The sequence below is a fragment of the Guyparkeria hydrothermalis genome (genome assembly GCF_023555385.1).
GTDB lineage: Bacteria > Pseudomonadota > Gammaproteobacteria > Halothiobacillales > Halothiobacillaceae > Guyparkeria > Guyparkeria hydrothermalis_A.
Map to the genome: position 1 here is coordinate 1,761,359 of NZ_JAJSED010000001.1, position 14,550 is coordinate 1,775,908.

Consider the following 14,550-nt stretch of genomic DNA (forward strand, 5'->3'; position numbering starts at 1 on the left):
CCGGCGAGCGCGCTCAGTGGCGGCTCGTTGCACGCATCGACTTGATCCACTTGAGACGCTCTTCCGCCTCGACCATGATCATCTCGGCCGAAGTGAAGTCGAGCTGCCCACGCTGCTCGTACTCCTGAACGTACTCTTCCTCTTCGCCCATGCGGGCTTCGAGTTCGTTGGGATCGAGGCTCTTGGCGTCCTCTTCCGTCAGCGCCCAGTCAGCAATGATGCTGACGACGTGGGGCTGGACTTCGACCACCCCGAAACCGACGAAATAGCGCACGATCGAGCCGTCGTCCTGATGCACCCGGACTTCGCCCGGACGCAGTACCGACAACGTCTGCGTGTGGCGGGCGGTAACGCCCATTTCGCCGGCTTCGGTCGGGATGGTGACGAACGTCGCCATCCCGGTGAAGATCGGCTTTTCCATGCTGACGATGTCGACTCGGGTAGTCATAGCCATGGTCGACCTCCGTTATCAGGCCTTCTCAGCCATCTTGTTGGCCTTCTCGACGGCTTCGTCGATGGTGCCAACCATGTAGAACGCCTGCTCCGGCAGGTGGTCGTATTCACCGGCCACGATGCCCTTGAACGCGCGGATGGTCTCCTTCAGCGGCACGTAGCGGCCCGGCGCACCGGTGAACACTTCGGCCACGAAGAACGGCTGCGACAGGTAGCGCTGGATCTTACGAGCACGGGAGACGATCGCCTTGTCGTCGTCGGACAGCTCGTCCATGCCGAGGATGGCGATGATGTCCTTGAGCTCCTTGTAGCGCTGCAGAGTGGTCTGCACGCCGCGAGCGGTGTTGTAGTGCTCTTCACCGACAACCTGCGGATCGAGCTGACGACTAGTGGAGTCCAGCGGATCGATCGCCGGGTAGATACCCATGGCGGCGATGTCACGTGCCAGTACGACCGTCGCGTCGAGGTGGGCGAAGGTGGTCGCCGGAGCCGGGTCGGTCAGGTCGTCCGCCGGTACGTAGACCGCCTGAACGGAAGTGATCGAACCCGTCTTGGTCGAGGTGATGCGCTCCTGCAGAACGCCCATTTCCTCGGCCAGCGTCGGCTGGTAGCCCACCGCGGCCGGCATACGGCCCAGCAGTGCGGAAACCTCGGTACCCGCCAGGGTGTAACGGTAGATGTTGTCGATGAACATCAGGACGTCACGGCCCTCGTCACGGAAGTACTCGGCCATGGTCAGGCCGGTCAGCGCGACGCGCAGACGGTTGCCCGGCGGCTCGTTCATCTGGCCGTAAACCAGGGCGACCTTGTCGAGGACGTTGGAGTCCTTCATCTCGTGGTAGAAGTCGTTGCCCTCACGGGTACGCTCGCCCACGCCGGCAAATACCGAGTAGCCGCTGTGCTCGACCGCGATGTTGCGGATCAGCTCCATCATGTTGACGGTCTTGCCCACCCCGGCGCCGCCGAACAGGCCGACCTTGCCGCCCTTCGCGAACGGGCAGAGCAGGTCGATGACCTTCACGCCAGTCTCCAGCAGCTCGGTGCCCGAGGACTGCTCGTCGAAGGTCGGTGCCTTGCGGTGGATGGACCACTTCTCTTCGGTCTCGACATCGCCGGCCTCGTCGATCGGCTCACCCAGGACGTCCATGATGCGACCCAGAGTGCCCTTGCCGACCGGTACCGAGATCGGCTTGCCGGTGTTGCTCACGGCCAGGCCGCGCTTGAGACCGTCGGAGGTGCCCATGGCGATGCCACGAACGATGCCGTCACCGATCTGCTGTTGAACCTCGATCACCAGGCCGTTGTCGTCAACGCGCAGCGCGTCGTAGACGGAAGGCACCTGGTCATGCGGAAATTCGACGTCGATCACCGCCCCGATGATCTCGACAATTTTTCCAGAACTCATGTGTGTTCCTCTTTCAATTCGAAAAATGGGTTGGTGCCGTCGTCACACGGCGGCCGCGCCGGATACGATCTCGGAAATTTCCTGAGTGATCGCCGCCTGACGCGCCTTGTTGTACTGCAGCTTCAGGTCCGTGATCATGTCGCTGGCATTGTCGGACGCGTTCTTCATCGCGATCCGACGTGCCGACATTTCGCAGGCCACGTTTTCCACGGCTGCGGACACGATCAACCCGGAGATGTAGCGCTTGAGCACCGCGTCCAGGACGATCTGCGAGTCCGGCTCGTAGATGTAGTCCCAGTGGTGCTTGAGGCTCTCGTCCTCCTGGTACTGAAGCGGTGCGATCTGCTCGACGGTCGGGTTCTGGGTCATCGAGTTGACGAACTCGTTGCGCGCCAGCTCGATACGATCCACGTCTCCGTTCTCGAACGCGGTCAGTGCCGCGTTGATCGCCTTGCGCATCGCAGCGTAGCTCGGCTTGTCGCCCAGACCGGTCACGGAAGTCAGCACGTTGCCCCCGTAACGGCGGAAGAACGCACGGCCCTTGCTGCCTACCGGGATGACGTCGACCTCGACACCATTCTTCTCGTATTCACGGATCGTCTCGCCGACGCGCTTAAGCAGGTTGACGTTCAGCCCGCCGCACAGGCCACGATCCGTGGTCACCACGATCATCAGTACGCGCTTGACCTCGCGCTCGACCATCAGCGGGTGACGGTATTCAGGATGCGCGTTGGTGATGTGTCCGACTACCTCGAGAAACTTCTCGGCGTAGGGACGCGTCGCCTCCATCGCTTCCTGGGCGCGCCGCATCTTGGATGCGGCCACCATTTCCATCGCCTTGGTGATCTTGCGCGTGTTCTGAACGCTCTTGATCTTGGTGCGAATCTCTTTGCCTACGGCCATGATTTCGCCCCCCGGTTAATAGACGCCTTTGGCCTTGAAGTCCTCAACGACCTTTTTCAGCTCGGCGGCGATCTCATCGCTGTAGTTGCCTTCGTCACCGATCTTCTTGGCCAGCTCGCCCGCGTTGTCGGACGCGTAGGCATGCAGGGCGGCTTCGAAGTCGTTGACCTTCTCGACCGGCACGTCATCGAGGAAGCCCTCGTTGGCGGCGGTGAGAGACAGGGCCATCTCGGTGACCGACAGCGGCTTGAACTGCGGCTGCTTCATCAGCTCGGTAACGCGCTTGCCGCGCTCCAGCTGCTTGCGGGTCGCCTCGTCGAGGTCGGAAGCGAACTGCGAGAACGCCGCCAGCTCACGGTACTGGGCGAGGTCGGTACGGATACCGCCGGCCAGCTTCTTGACCGCCTTGGTCTGTGCCGAACCACCAACGCGGGATACGGAGATGCCCGGGTTGATCGCCGGACGGATGCCCGAGTTGAACAGGTCGGTCTCGAGGAAGATCTGACCGTCGGTGATCGAGATGACGTTGGTCGGAACGAACGCGGATACGTCGCCGCCCTGGGTCTCGATGATCGGCAGCGCGGTCAGCGAACCGGTCTTGCCCTTCACTTCGCCGTCGGTGAACTTCTCGACGTAGTCCTCGTTGACGCGCGAGGCCCGCTCGAGGAGACGCGAATGCAGGTAGAAGATGTCACCCGGGTAGGCTTCGCGGCCCGGCGGACGACGCAGCAGCAGGGAGATCTGACGGTACGCCCAGGCCTGCTTGGTCAGGTCGTCGTACACGATCAGGGAGTCCATGCCGCGGTCGCGGAAGTACTCGCCCATGGTGCAGCCGGCGTAGGCGGCCAGGTACTGCATGGCGGCCGGGTCAGCGGCGCTCGCGGAGACGATGATGGTGTATTCCAGTGCACCGTGCTTCTCGAGCTCACGTACCACGTTGGCCACGGTGGACGCCTTCTGGCCCATCGCGACGTAGACGCAGTAAACGCCCTTGCCCTTCTGGTTGATGATGGTGTCGATCGCGACAGCGGTCTTACCGGTCTGGCGGTCGCCGATGATCAGCTCACGCTGGCCGCGGCCGATCGGCACCATCGAGTCGATGGCCTTGATACCGGTCAGGATCGGCTGGTCGACGCTCTGACGATCGATAACGCCCGGCGCGATCTTCTCGATCGGGGCGGTGGTCTCGGCGTTCAGCTCGCCACGACCGTCGATCGGCTGACCGAGGGTGTTGACGACGCGACCCAGGAGCTCCTTGCCGGTCGGGACTTCCAGGATGCGCTGGGTGCACTTGACCTGGTCACCTTCCTTCAGGTGCTCGTAGTTGCCGAGAACCACGGCGCCAACGGAGTCGCGCTCGAGGTTCATGGCCACGGCAAAGGAGCCGCCCGGCAGCTCGAGCATTTCGCCGAGCATGGCTTCGCTCAGGCCGTGGATTTTGATGATGCCGTCGCCCACCGAGACGATGGTGCCGACGGTTTGCGCTTCCGCGCCGGCATCGAAGTTTTCGATGCGCTCTTTAATCAGACTGCTGATTTCAGACGGGTTGATCATGGAAGATCTCCTTAGCGACTCATTTGTACGGCAAGATGCTCGAGCTCTCCGCGCATCGATCCGTCGATCACCAGGTCACCGGCGCGGATGATTGCGCCGCCGATGAGGTCTTCGTCGACGGTAGTTTCGAGCTCTACGGTGCGATCGAGTCGCTTGCCGAGCGCTGTTTTGATTTGGTTCGACTGCTCGTCGGTCAGAGGCTTGGCCGAGACGACGGAGGCCACGATGCGGCGTTCCGCCTCAGCGCGCATTTCCTCGAATGCCGCGGCGACTTCCGGCAGCAGGTCGAGGCGATCACGCTCGCCGAGCAGGCGCACGAGGTTGAGCGCCTTCTCGTCGACTTGGTCCTCGACCACCTTGACGAAACCGGCAAGCCGGTCGGCACGAGAGCGCGACTCGTCGCCGAGAAACGCGACCATGTCGGCGTTCTGCGCGACGGCAGACAGCCCGGCAAGCGTCTCGGACCAGTGCTTGGCCTGCGCCGCATCGGCGCAGAGGTCGTGCACTGCCTTCGCGTACGAGATGGCGACTGTGGTGTGGTCAGACATAGGGCCTCCGCTTGTCTTAGATCCGAGCGATCAGATCTGAGATCGCGGATTCGTGGTCCTTGTCCGTCACCTCGCGCTTGAGAATGCGCTCGGCACCGGTAGCGGCCACATCGGCCACCTGGGCACGGAGCTCTTCCTTGGCGCGATTGACCTCGCGGTCGATCTCGGCGTTGGCCTGGGCGACGATGCGCTCGGCCTCGGTCTTGGCGTTGGTACGCGCCTCTTCCAGGATCTGGTTCGAACGCGTGTTCGCCTGAGCGATGATGTCGTTCGCCTTGTCCTTGGCCTCGCGCAGCAGCTCCGAGGAGCGCTCCTGGGCCAGTTTCAGCTCGTGCTTGCCGCGCTCGGAAGCGGACAGGCCGTCAGCGATCTTCTTGCGACGCGCTTCCATCAAGGCGGAAAGCGGCGCCCACAGGTATTTGTTGACCAGCCAGATCATCGCCACGAAGGCGATCAGCTGAGCAACCAGTGTGATCGAAATACTCACAATGTCCCCTCGCGTATCTACGGATTGGGTTTCCGGTCAGCATGACGCGGCGGGATGACCCGCCGCGTCTGCCGGACCATGGTCACGAAGAGGCGATTTAGAGGGCGCCGATCGCGCTGGTCAGAGCACCAACGAACGGGTTCGCGAACAGGAACCACATCGCGAACGCGAGGATGATGAACGGGAAGGATTCCATCAGACCAGCGAAGATGAACATGTTGGTCATCAGCTGCGGACGCATCTCCGGCTGACGCGCGATGCCCTCGAGGGTCTTGGAACAGATCAGGCCCCAGCCGATGGCCGAGCCCAGGCCGGCGGCAGCAAGGATTACACCAACGCCAACAGCGGTGTAGGCATAGATCGTGGCGAGCATATCGGGGGTCATGGCTTCTTCTCCTAATCAATAAAACAAAGGGTCAAAGGAAACTCGGGTCGGTGTCTCAGTGCTCGTCCAGGGTATGTGCCATACCGATGTAGACGATGGTGAGCACCATGAAAATGAATGCCTGCAGCGTGATGACCAGGATGTGGAAGGCAATCCACGCCATGTCCAGCACGACCTGCAGCGGGAACCAGATGAGCAGGCTGGCGCTGATGCTGGCACCCAGGGTCAGCAGGGCGATCAGCAGGAAGACCAGCTCACCGGCGAACATGTTGCCGAACAGACGCAGCGCGAGGCTGATCGGCTTGGCAAGCTCGTCGATCGCGGTCATCACGATGTTGATCGGAATCAGGAACTTGCCGAAGGGGTGGAACAGGAACATCTTGATGTAGCCGCCCAGGCCTTTCACCTTGATGCTGTAGTAGATCGTCAGGATGAAGACGAACAGCGCCATGGCAAGCGTGGTGTTCAGGTCGGTGGTCGGTACCACCTTGAGGTATTCGACACCCAGGCCGGACGCGATGGCCGGCAGCAGGTCAACCGGGATCAGGTCCATGAAGTTCATGAGCCAGACCCACAGCAGGATGGTCAGGGCCAGGGGCGCGATGATCTTCGGTGCCCGGCTGCCGAACGAGTCGCGGATCTGCTCGTCGACGAACTCCAGGATGCCCTCGGCGGCATTCTGCAATCCGTTGGGGGTCTCCGCACGCAGGCCACGGCCGATGCGCATCGCGACGAACACGATCAGCGCCCCCAGCAGGATGCTGAAGAACAGCGTATCGATGTTCAGCTGCCAGAAGCCCTCGCCAACGTGGAGGTTGGTCAGGTGATGCTGGATATATTCAACCGGGCCGCCGCCCGCATTCTCCGTAGCCACTGTCTCTAACTCCTCAAGCTTGAAATCAATCTGTTGTCTGGCGGGTCGGACGGCCCGAATCCTGACCGCGGGCCGCGAGGACGCCGGCGATCATGGCGACCACGAAGGCCCCGACCATGAAGCGCGCGTCCAGGCCGAACATGCCGAGCCCGACCGCCATCAGGGCGAGCAACGCCACGAACCGCGCTGCCGCCCCGAGATACATTGTGTTCATGCTCTGCTGCGGTGACTCCACCGCCAGCTCCGTGGCCCGCGCCATCGAACGACGCAGCATCCAGGCGAGCACCATGGCCACTGCCACGCCCGCCGCGGCCGAAAGCGCCGCGTGCGGGGAATAAAACCAGGCCGCACCGACGGCTGCCGCCAGCACGTTCAGCTGCGCGGTCAGCACCCGTCGGCCGCGACGGGTAATCGCGTCGGCCATCCGGCTCATGAGCGATCCGAGTCCCGCGGCTCGTTGTCGCGGCCGGTGGCCAGCAGGGCCTTGCGCGCATTGCGCATCCCGCCGACAAAACCGAGCGCCCCGACGATCAGCATGAAGATCGGCGCCGTCTCCAGCCAGGCGTCGAGCGCGAAACCGATCACCAGACCGGCGATCACGCTCGAGGCGAACATGTTGCCCGCACCCACCTGCAGCAGCCCCTTGAAGCGCGACTGCCAGTAGCCACCCCCGATGTGCTCGCGGGGGCTTTCGCCGGGCTTGTTGTGCGGATCGGTCATGTCGGGGCCCAAAAATTGGCGGCCAGTGTAGCGACTCGCTTCGCGGACGACAAGCAATTATGGCTTGCCTCGCTAAGGAAGCATCGAACGAATTGCGCGCCAGCATGCGGCGCGCCGGGAACCGGGCGGCTAGTCGACCGCCGGGCGACCGCTGTCGGCCGGGCCGGCCAGACGGTCGATCAAGCCGTCAAGCTGATCGAGGCTGTCGAAGGACACCGTAACCCGACCCTTGCCGCGGCGATTGGCCTGAATGGTGACCGGCGCACCCAGCGCCTCGCCGAGACGGCGCTCCAGGGCGCGCGTGTCCGGGTCGCCGCCGGCCGGCTCCGCGCCGCCGGCGTGCTTGAGGTAGCGCGTAACCATGGATTCCACCTGACGCACCGTCAGCGTACGCGCCACCACCTTGTCGGCAATGCCGGCCTGCTCCTTTTTCGGCAGCGCGGCCAGGCTGCGAGCGTGTCCGGCCTCGATGCGCCGCTCGCGAAGCAGCTTCTGCACCGGCGCGGCCAGATCGAGCAGGCGCAGCGCATTGCTGACCGCCGGTCGCGACACGCCCAGCACGTCGGCGACCTGCTGGTGGGTCAGTTCGAAGTCCTTGACCAGGCGTTGCATGGCCTGGGCCTGCTCGATCGCGTCGAGATCCTCGCGCTGGAGGTTCTCGATCAACGCCATCGCCGCGGCCTGATTGTCATCGATCTCGCGAATGACCGCGGGAATGTGATCGAGGCCGGCCTTCTGCGCGGCACGCCAGCGACGCTCGCCGGCAATCAGTTCGTATTCACCGGAACGGCGGCGCACGACGACCGGCTGGATCACCCCCTGGGCGCGAATCGAGTCCGCCAGCTCGGTCAGGGCGGACTCGTCAAAGCGCTTGCGCGGCTGGAAGGGGTTGGGGCTGATCAGGTCGACGGCCAGCTCGCGCAGCTGCGCATCCTCTTCCTGCTCCGGCCGATCGGCAGTCCCCAGCAGGGCATCGAGCCCGCGACCCAGTCCCTTTCGTTTCGTGCTCATCGTCTACCCCTGTATTCCCGGCACTCAGCCACGTCCGGCTTCACGCCCCTGGCGCAACGCGGCCGGCTTGCCGAGCTTGCCGCGCTTGCGCGCCCGTTTGACCAACTCGCGCGCCACGTCGCCGTGAGCCTCCGCCCCGGTCGAGCTCTTGTCGTAGAACATCGCCGGCAAGCCGTGACTGGGCGCCTCCGCCAGACGAACATTGCGCGGCACCAGCGCATCGAACACCCGGTCACCGAAATGCTGGCGCAACTGCTCGCTGACATCCTGGGCCAGCCGGTTGCGCGCATCATACAAGGTGCGCAGCACGCCGGCGATGCCGAGGTCCGGGTTCAGGGCCAGGCGTACCTGCTCGATGGTGTCGAGCAACGCACTCAACCCCTCGAGGGCAAAATACTCGCATTGCACCGGGATCAGGATGTCGTCGGCGGCAGCCAGACTGTTGATGGTCAGCGTGTTGAGCGCGGGCGGGCAGTCGATCAGGACGAAGTCGTAATCGTGAATCAGCGGCGCCAGTGCCTGACGCAACTTGGTCTCGCGGCCGATCCGGGTGACCAACTGGAACTCCGCGCCGGCCAGATCGATCGTCGCCGGCAGCAGATCGAAGCCACCCGGATCGGTGGGCAGCAGCGCCTGCTCGGCGGGAATCTCGTCGAGCAGCACTTGGCCGATGTGTCGCTCGACCTCGCTCTTCTCGTAGCCCGAGCTGACCGTGGCGTTGCCCTGCGGATCCATGTCCACCAGCAGCACGCGGCGCCCGAAGGCCTGAAGCGCCGCGGCCAGGTTCACGGCGGTGGTGGTCTTGCCGACGCCGCCCTTCTGGTTGGTGATCGCGATCACCCAGCTCATGCCGCCGCCTCCCGCTCGATCACCAGCAGGTGGCGCTCGGCGTCGAGGCCGGGCACATCCAGCGCATGCCGCGCCGTGACGGCGAAGCCTTCCGGCAGGGCGGCCAGCTCGTCGGCATCGAGCCGCCCCTTCATGGCGAGCAACCGCCCCTTTTCGGCCAGCAGCGGCGCGCCGAGGCGAACGAAATCGGCCAGGGAGGCAAAGGCGCGCGAAATGATGCAATCGAAGCGCGCATCCGTTCCCAGCCGCTCGACACGCTCGCGGTGCACGCTCACGTTCGCCAGCCCCAGCTCGCGCCGGGCGGTAGCGGCGAAACGCGTCATCTTGAGATTGGAGTCGACCAAGGTGACCTCACTGTCGGGGCGACAAACCCCAAGGATCATACCCGGTATGCCGGGACCACTGCCAATGTCCAGCAGGCGGGGGCAGGCGGGCAAGTGAGGCAGCACCGCCAGCGAGTCGAGCAGATGGCGGGTGACCATCGCCTCGGGGTCACGCACGGCGGTGAGGTTGTAGGCACAGTTCCAGCGGGCGAGCAGCTCGAGGTAGTCGATCAGGCGCACACCCGCTGCCCGATCGAGCTCGAGACCCAGCCGGGCCGTCCCATCGAGCAGTTGTCGCTCGAGCCGTTCGCGCTGCTCGACGGATAGCGCCGGCGGCATGGTCAGGCCGAGCGGGCCAGCTGGCCGCGGCGCTTCAAGTGCACCAGCAGCAGGGAGACGGCAGCAGGCGTCACGCCCGGAATGCGCGCCGCCTGACCGACGGTGGCCGGTCGCTGGGCCGCCAACTTGTCGCGCACCTCGTTGGACAGGCCCGCGATCTCGGCGTAGTCGAGGTCGGCCGGAATCGCCTCCTGCTCCTGCTTGATCGAGCGGGCCACCTCGTCACGCTGCCGGTCGATGTAGCCGGCGTACTTCGCCTCGATCTCGAGCTGCTCGATCACCGCCGGTGCCGGCATGGTCTCGGGTGCCAGCTCATCGACCGCGGCGATCTTGCCGTAATCGAGCTCCGGGCGACGCAGCAGGTCGAGCGCGGTGACGTTGCGCGACACCGAGCCCTCGAGCTTGTCGGCCGCCGGATGACTCGGGTGGACCCAGATGTCCTTGAGACGGCCGCGCTCGGCCTCGATTGCCTCCATCTTCTCGTTGAAGGCGCGCCAGCGGCGCTCGTCGACCAGGCCGAGTTCGCGGCCGATCCCGGTCAGGCGCTGGTCGGCATTGTCCTCGCGCAGCATCAGGCGGTATTCCGCCCGGCTGGTGAACATGCGATAGGGCTCGAGCGTGCCCTGGGTGGTCAGATCGTCGACCAGCACACCGAGGTAGGCCTGGTCGCGACGCAGGGTGAGCGGGTCGCGATCGAGCACGCGCGCCGCGGCATTCGCACCGGCCATCAGCCCCTGCGCGGCGGCCTCCTCGTAACCGGTGGTGCCGTTGATCTGACCGGCGAAGAACAGCCCCTTAATGCCGCGGGTCTCGAGCGTCGGCTTGAGGCCCCGCGGGTCGAAGAAGTCGTACTCGATCGCGTAGCCCGGCCGGGTGATGTGGGCGTTCTCGAAGCCGCGGATCGAGCGCACCAGCTCGAGCTGCACGTCGAAGGGCAGGCTGGTCGAGATGCCGTTCGGGTAGACCTCGTGGGTGTCGAGTCCCTCGGGCTCGACGAAGATCTGATGCGAGGTCTTGTCGGCGAAGCGGTGGATCTTGTCCTCGATCGACGGGCAGTAGCGTGGCCCGATGCCCTCGATTTCGCCGGTGAACATCGGCGAGCGATCCAGACCGCCGCGGATGATCTCGTGGGTGCGCTCGTTGGTATGCGTGATGAAGCACTCGACCTGGCGCGGGTGCTCCTCGGGCGAGCCGAGGAAGGAGAACACCGGCGTGGGCGTATCGCCCGGCTGGGCCTGCATTTTGGTGAAGTCGAGGCTGCGGCCGTCCAGGCGCGGCGGCGTGCCGGTCTTCAGACGGGCCACGCCCAGGTCGAGCGAGCGCAGCGTGTCAGCGAGCTTCTTCGCCGGCGGGTCGCCGGCCCGACCGCCCTCGGAACGCTCCATTCCGACATGGATCTGGCCGGCGAGGAAGGTGCCCGCGGTCAGCACGACCGATTCGCCATAGAACTCGATGCCGCCGGCGGTGCGCACGCCGACGACCCGCTCGCCGTCGAGGATCAGGTCGTCGACTGCCTGCTGGAACAGCGTCAGGTGCGGCTGGTTCTCCAGCATGTGGCGCACGGCAGCCTTGTACAAAACACGATCGGCCTGGGCGCGGGTGGCGCGTACGGCCGGGCCCTTGCGGGCATTGAGGATGCGGAACTGGATGCCACCGCGGTCGGCAGCATGACCCATCGCACCGCCGAGCGCGTCGATCTCCTTGACCAGATGCCCCTTGCCGATCCCGCCGATCGCGGGGTTGCAGCTCATCTGGCCGAGGGTCTCGATATTGTGGGTGACCAGCAGGGTCTCCACACCCATGCGCGCGGACGCCAGCGCCGCCTCGGTGCCGGCATGGCCGCCACCGATGACGATCACGGGAAATCGATCTGGATAACGCATGGGTACCTCCTGCCGCCAAAACGGCTGATAAACCCCGGCGCGAAATTTGAGCATGGGCGCCGGGGAAGGTGTGCGTGAATCGGATGCTGCTCTGCACGTCCTGGCCCGGGCAGATGCAAGACGTCCGTCCGCCGCGGAAGAATCATTCTCTTTCCAAGGACGGCAACGCAGCAGATGCCCGGGCCAGGACGTGCCCTACGGGACCTTCGGGCAGAGTAGTGTCCGATTCGTGCACACCTTCCCCCTGGGGGGCGCGGCAGTATAACGGAAACCGCTGTCAAATCCAGCAGTTATCGCGCCTCGTCACTCGCAGCCGCGACCTCGGCGTCGCCGCGCTCGAAGGCACGCCGCAGTTTGCTCACGCCACCTCGGTAGGCATGCGCGTCGAAGCCGGCCCGCTGCATCCGCTCGGCGAGCACCGGCGCATTCGCCCCACGCAGGCAGTAAAGCAGGTACGGGCGATCCTTCGGCAGGGATTCGTAGCGACGTGCCAGCTCGTCCGGCGGGTGGTTCGTCGCACCGGGCAGGTGCCAGTCGCGGAAACGACGCGGCGGCTGACAGTCGATCACCTCGGCGTCGGCCACGATGGTATCGGTCAGGACATCCGGCTCAGTCAGGTCATCCTCGGTCAAGCCGGCCAGATCGATCTCGCGCGCCTCGGCCACGGCCCGCTCCAGCACGCTCTGGTCGAGCTGCTCCTCCTCGCGGTCGATCCGGCCACGACGACTCGATACCAGCGGCTTGCTCAGTGAGAGCGCACAGAATTCCGGCACCCCCTCGGACAGCTCATAGGTGCCGATCCGCCTGGCCAGCTTCATGATCTCGGTCTTGTCGAAACCGATCAGCGGCCGCAGCACCGGCAGGTCGGAAGCCGAATCGATGCTGTTGAGATTCGACAGGGTCTGCGAGGAGACCTGCGACAGCGCTTCGCCGGTCACCAGGGCCTGAGCGCCGATGCCGCGCGCCACGCCCTCGCCGGCACGGTACATCAGGCGCTTCAACACCACCTGCCAGACCTCGCCGGGCAGCCGGGCGCGCATGTCGGCGACCACGGGCAGGAAATCGACCACGAACAGGCGCGGTCGATCGCCGATCGCCCAGTCGGACGCGAGCCGGTGGGCGATGCGGGTGACCATGTTCTCGTGCGTCGCCCCGCCGAGATTGCAGAAGACATAATCGGTGCCCACGCCGCGCCGCATGGTGTACCAGGCCGCCACGGCCGAATCGAAGCCACCGGACATCAGCGTCACGGCCCGGTCCTGCACCCCCAGCGGCACGCCGCCAGGCCCGGGTCGACGCTGGGTGAACACCCAGGCGCCGTCCTCGACCAGGTCGATCGCCACCCGCACGTCGGGCTCGCCGAGGTTGACCGTGCCGAAGGGGTTGAGCGCCGCGCCCACCTGCTGCTCGACCTTGCGGGTCGACAGCCGGGCACCGCCGTGGCGCTTGCAGCGCACCGCGTAGGTCCGGCCGCGAATCACGTCGACGAGTCGATCACGGGCCGCCTCGCACAGTGCCTCCACGGTGGGCTCGACCACCATCTCGACCGGCGAGTAGGACGCCACGCCGAAGACGTGCTCGAGTCGCTCGGCCGCCGCCTCCACCGCCGGGGTACGCAGCAGCAGGCGCCCCTGATCGACACGGATCTCGTGCGGAATCTCGCCCAGCGCCGCACGCATGTTGTTCATCAGGATGTTGCGAAAGCGGCGGCGCGTCTGCCAGGACTTCAGCTGCATCTCCGGGGCGGGCCGGACGATGATCAGGTCGGGCTGATCGGTATGAATCATTAGGGACTGCGGAATCAGGTAAATGAACGGCCTCGTCGGCCCCGAAATGGGCCCGACGAGCGGGATTTCAACGCGGCGCGGACAGGGCGGGCGACGTCAGACGTCGCCCAGCGCCTCCTGCATGAACGGCGGCGTGGCCAGCAGGCCGCGGTGCAGGGCGGTGCTGTAGTAGCGGGTGGCGATGTCGTCCGCCAGCGGGCGAATCTCGTCGAGCGACCCCGCCTTGCGAGCCAGCGTGCCGGTGATCGAGCCGCCCGGGTAGACCGGCTGCGGGAACAGCAACGAGCGACGCTCGGCAAAACCGGCCGCGGCCATGGCGCGGTGGTAATCGATCATCAACGGCATGTGGTAGAACGGCGACTCGCTCTGCCCGACCATGATGCCGTCCTCGCGCAGCACGCGATGACAGTCGGCGAGAAAATCCGGGCCGAACAGGCCGGTGCCGGGGCCGATCGGGTCGGTGGAGTCGACGATGATCACGTCGACGCTCGCCGCCGGCGCATTGCGCATCCAGGCCACCCCGTCGTCGAACCGGAGCGAGACGCGCGGGTCGTCGTTGCGGGCGGTCAGCTCGGGGAAGAAGCGCTCGGCGGCACGGGTGACCGCCTCGTCGATGTCGATCTGGACCACCGACTCGACCTCCTTGTGACTGAGCACCTCGGTCAGGGTGCCGCAGTCGCCACCGCCGATGATGACCACGTTGCGCGGCGCGACATGGGACTGCAGCGCCGGGTGGGCCATCATCTCGTGGTAGAGGTAGTTCTCCAGCGAAGACAGCATGATCACGCCGTCGAGCAGCATCAGGTTGCCCCAGCGCTCGGTGCGCCAGACCTCGAGATGCTGGTAGGGCGTCTGCTCGTCGAGCAGCTTCTCGCTCACGCGGATGCCGAAGCGCGCGCCCATCTCCTCGACCGTCTCGTAGACCCACTCGCCGTGCTTGCCGGACATGACCTCCCTCCCGTTTCTCGGCCCGCCCCGGGATGCGGGGCATCAGGCCGCTGGCAAATGTGACAGAATACCAGCCGCCAG

Annotated in this window: 16 protein-coding genes; all 16 read right to left on the reverse strand. The window is 65.4% G+C overall.

Annotated features, from left to right (window positions below; translation table 11 throughout):
• Positions 1–13: 13 nt before the first annotated feature.
• Positions 14–454, reverse strand: coding sequence for an ATP synthase F1 subunit epsilon (gene atpC / locus LV476_RS08175; RefSeq protein ID WP_250075130.1), 441 nt, complete (start codon positions 452–454; stop codon positions 14–16).
• A gap of 15 nt (positions 455–469) precedes the next feature.
• Positions 470–1,858, reverse strand: coding sequence for a F0F1 ATP synthase subunit beta (gene atpD, locus LV476_RS08180; protein WP_058574878.1), 1,389 nt, complete (start codon positions 1,856–1,858; stop codon positions 470–472).
• Positions 1,859–1,900: 42 nt separating this feature from the next.
• Positions 1,901–2,761 carry a F0F1 ATP synthase subunit gamma gene (gene atpG / locus LV476_RS08185; protein WP_250075131.1) on the reverse strand — a complete coding sequence of 287 codons (861 nt, stop codon included), beginning with the start codon at positions 2,759–2,761 and terminating at the stop codon, positions 1,901–1,903.
• Between the two features lie 15 nt (positions 2,762–2,776).
• On the reverse strand, positions 2,777–4,315 hold the full coding sequence (atpA, locus tag LV476_RS08190) for a F0F1 ATP synthase subunit alpha (protein WP_058574880.1): 1,539 nt from the start codon (positions 4,313–4,315) through the stop codon (positions 2,777–2,779).
• An 11-nt stretch (positions 4,316–4,326) separates the two neighbouring features.
• On the reverse strand, positions 4,327–4,863 hold the full coding sequence (locus tag LV476_RS08195; RefSeq protein ID WP_058574881.1) for a F0F1 ATP synthase subunit delta: 537 nt from the start codon (positions 4,861–4,863) through the stop codon (positions 4,327–4,329).
• Between the two features lie 16 nt (positions 4,864–4,879).
• Positions 4,880–5,350, reverse strand: coding sequence for a F0F1 ATP synthase subunit B (locus LV476_RS08200; RefSeq protein WP_058574882.1), 471 nt, complete (start codon positions 5,348–5,350; stop codon positions 4,880–4,882).
• A gap of 97 nt (positions 5,351–5,447) precedes the next feature.
• The gene (atpE, locus tag LV476_RS08205; protein ID WP_058574883.1) at positions 5,448–5,735 is read right to left on the reverse strand and encodes a F0F1 ATP synthase subunit C; all 288 of its coding nucleotides are present in this window, start codon (positions 5,733–5,735) and stop codon (positions 5,448–5,450) included.
• A 55-nt stretch (positions 5,736–5,790) separates the two neighbouring features.
• A complete protein-coding gene (atpB, locus tag LV476_RS08210; protein ID WP_250075133.1) occupies positions 5,791–6,609 on the reverse strand; it encodes a F0F1 ATP synthase subunit A in 819 nt (272 codons plus the stop codon).
• Between the two features lie 25 nt (positions 6,610–6,634).
• Positions 6,635–7,042 carry an ATP synthase subunit I gene (locus tag LV476_RS08215; RefSeq protein WP_250075135.1) on the reverse strand — a complete coding sequence of 136 codons (408 nt, stop codon included), beginning with the start codon at positions 7,040–7,042 and terminating at the stop codon, positions 6,635–6,637.
• Positions 7,039–7,329 (reverse strand): AtpZ/AtpI family protein, encoded by a 291-nt coding sequence (locus LV476_RS08220; protein ID WP_250075137.1) that lies wholly within the window; start codon positions 7,327–7,329, stop codon positions 7,039–7,041. Before LV476_RS08220 ends, LV476_RS08215 begins: the two co-directional genes overlap by 4 nt.
• A 129-nt stretch (positions 7,330–7,458) precedes the next feature.
• Positions 7,459–8,340, reverse strand: a complete 882-nt coding sequence (locus tag LV476_RS08225) for a ParB/RepB/Spo0J family partition protein (RefSeq protein ID WP_250075138.1) — start codon at positions 8,338–8,340, stop codon at positions 7,459–7,461.
• Positions 8,341–8,364: 24 nt separating this feature from the next.
• Complete coding sequence (locus LV476_RS08230) at positions 8,365–9,189, reverse strand: ParA family protein (RefSeq protein WP_250075140.1); 825 nt, start codon at positions 9,187–9,189, stop codon at positions 8,365–8,367.
• On the reverse strand, positions 9,186–9,851 hold the full coding sequence (gene rsmG / locus LV476_RS08235; protein WP_250075142.1) for a 16S rRNA (guanine(527)-N(7))-methyltransferase RsmG: 666 nt from the start codon (positions 9,849–9,851) through the stop codon (positions 9,186–9,188). Before rsmG ends, LV476_RS08230 begins: the two co-directional genes overlap by 4 nt.
• Before the next feature lie 2 nt (positions 9,852–9,853).
• Positions 9,854–11,734 (reverse strand): tRNA uridine-5-carboxymethylaminomethyl(34) synthesis enzyme MnmG, encoded by a 1,881-nt coding sequence (mnmG, locus tag LV476_RS08240; protein ID WP_250075144.1) that lies wholly within the window; start codon positions 11,732–11,734, stop codon positions 9,854–9,856.
• 290 nt (positions 11,735–12,024) lie between these two features.
• Positions 12,025–13,521, reverse strand: a complete 1,497-nt coding sequence (locus tag LV476_RS08245; protein WP_250075146.1) for a tRNA sulfurtransferase — start codon at positions 13,519–13,521, stop codon at positions 12,025–12,027.
• 96 nt (positions 13,522–13,617) lie between these two features.
• Complete coding sequence (speE, locus tag LV476_RS08250) at positions 13,618–14,469, reverse strand: polyamine aminopropyltransferase (RefSeq protein ID WP_250075148.1); 852 nt, start codon at positions 14,467–14,469, stop codon at positions 13,618–13,620.
• Positions 14,470–14,550: the final 81 nt, after the last annotated feature.

What these genes read in the sequence shown, in the direction of transcription:
- atpG (WP_250075131.1), bottom strand. Translation starts at nt 2,761, where the DNA reads ATGGCCGTAGGCAAAGAGATTCGCACCAAGATCAAGAGCGTTCAGAAC.
- LV476_RS08215 (WP_250075135.1), bottom strand. Translation starts at nt 7,042, where the DNA reads ATGAGCCGGATGGCCGACGCGATTACCCGTCGCGGCCGACGGGTGCTG.
- LV476_RS08195 (WP_058574881.1), bottom strand. Translation starts at nt 4,863, where the DNA reads ATGTCTGACCACACCACAGTCGCCATCTCGTACGCGAAGGCAGTGCAC.
- atpD (WP_058574878.1), bottom strand. Translation starts at nt 1,858, where the DNA reads ATGAGTTCTGGAAAAATTGTCGAGATCATCGGGGCGGTGATCGACGTC.
- rsmG (WP_250075142.1), bottom strand. Translation starts at nt 9,851, where the DNA reads ATGCCGCCGGCGCTATCCGTCGAGCAGCGCGAACGGCTCGAGCGACAA.
- mnmG (WP_250075144.1), bottom strand. Translation starts at nt 11,734, where the DNA reads ATGCGTTATCCAGATCGATTTCCCGTGATCGTCATCGGTGGCGGCCAT.
- atpC (WP_250075130.1), bottom strand. Translation starts at nt 454, where the DNA reads ATGGCTATGACTACCCGAGTCGACATCGTCAGCATGGAAAAGCCGATC.
- LV476_RS08230 (WP_250075140.1), bottom strand. Translation starts at nt 9,189, where the DNA reads ATGAGCTGGGTGATCGCGATCACCAACCAGAAGGGCGGCGTCGGCAAG.
- LV476_RS08220 (WP_250075137.1), bottom strand. Translation starts at nt 7,329, where the DNA reads ATGACCGATCCGCACAACAAGCCCGGCGAAAGCCCCCGCGAGCACATC.
- speE (WP_250075148.1), bottom strand. Translation starts at nt 14,469, where the DNA reads ATGTCCGGCAAGCACGGCGAGTGGGTCTACGAGACGGTCGAGGAGATG.
- atpA (WP_058574880.1), bottom strand. Translation starts at nt 4,315, where the DNA reads ATGATCAACCCGTCTGAAATCAGCAGTCTGATTAAAGAGCGCATCGAA.
- LV476_RS08245 (WP_250075146.1), bottom strand. Translation starts at nt 13,521, where the DNA reads ATGATTCATACCGATCAGCCCGACCTGATCATCGTCCGGCCCGCCCCG.
- LV476_RS08225 (WP_250075138.1), bottom strand. Translation starts at nt 8,340, where the DNA reads ATGAGCACGAAACGAAAGGGACTGGGTCGCGGGCTCGATGCCCTGCTG.
- atpE (WP_058574883.1), bottom strand. Translation starts at nt 5,735, where the DNA reads ATGACCCCCGATATGCTCGCCACGATCTATGCCTACACCGCTGTTGGC.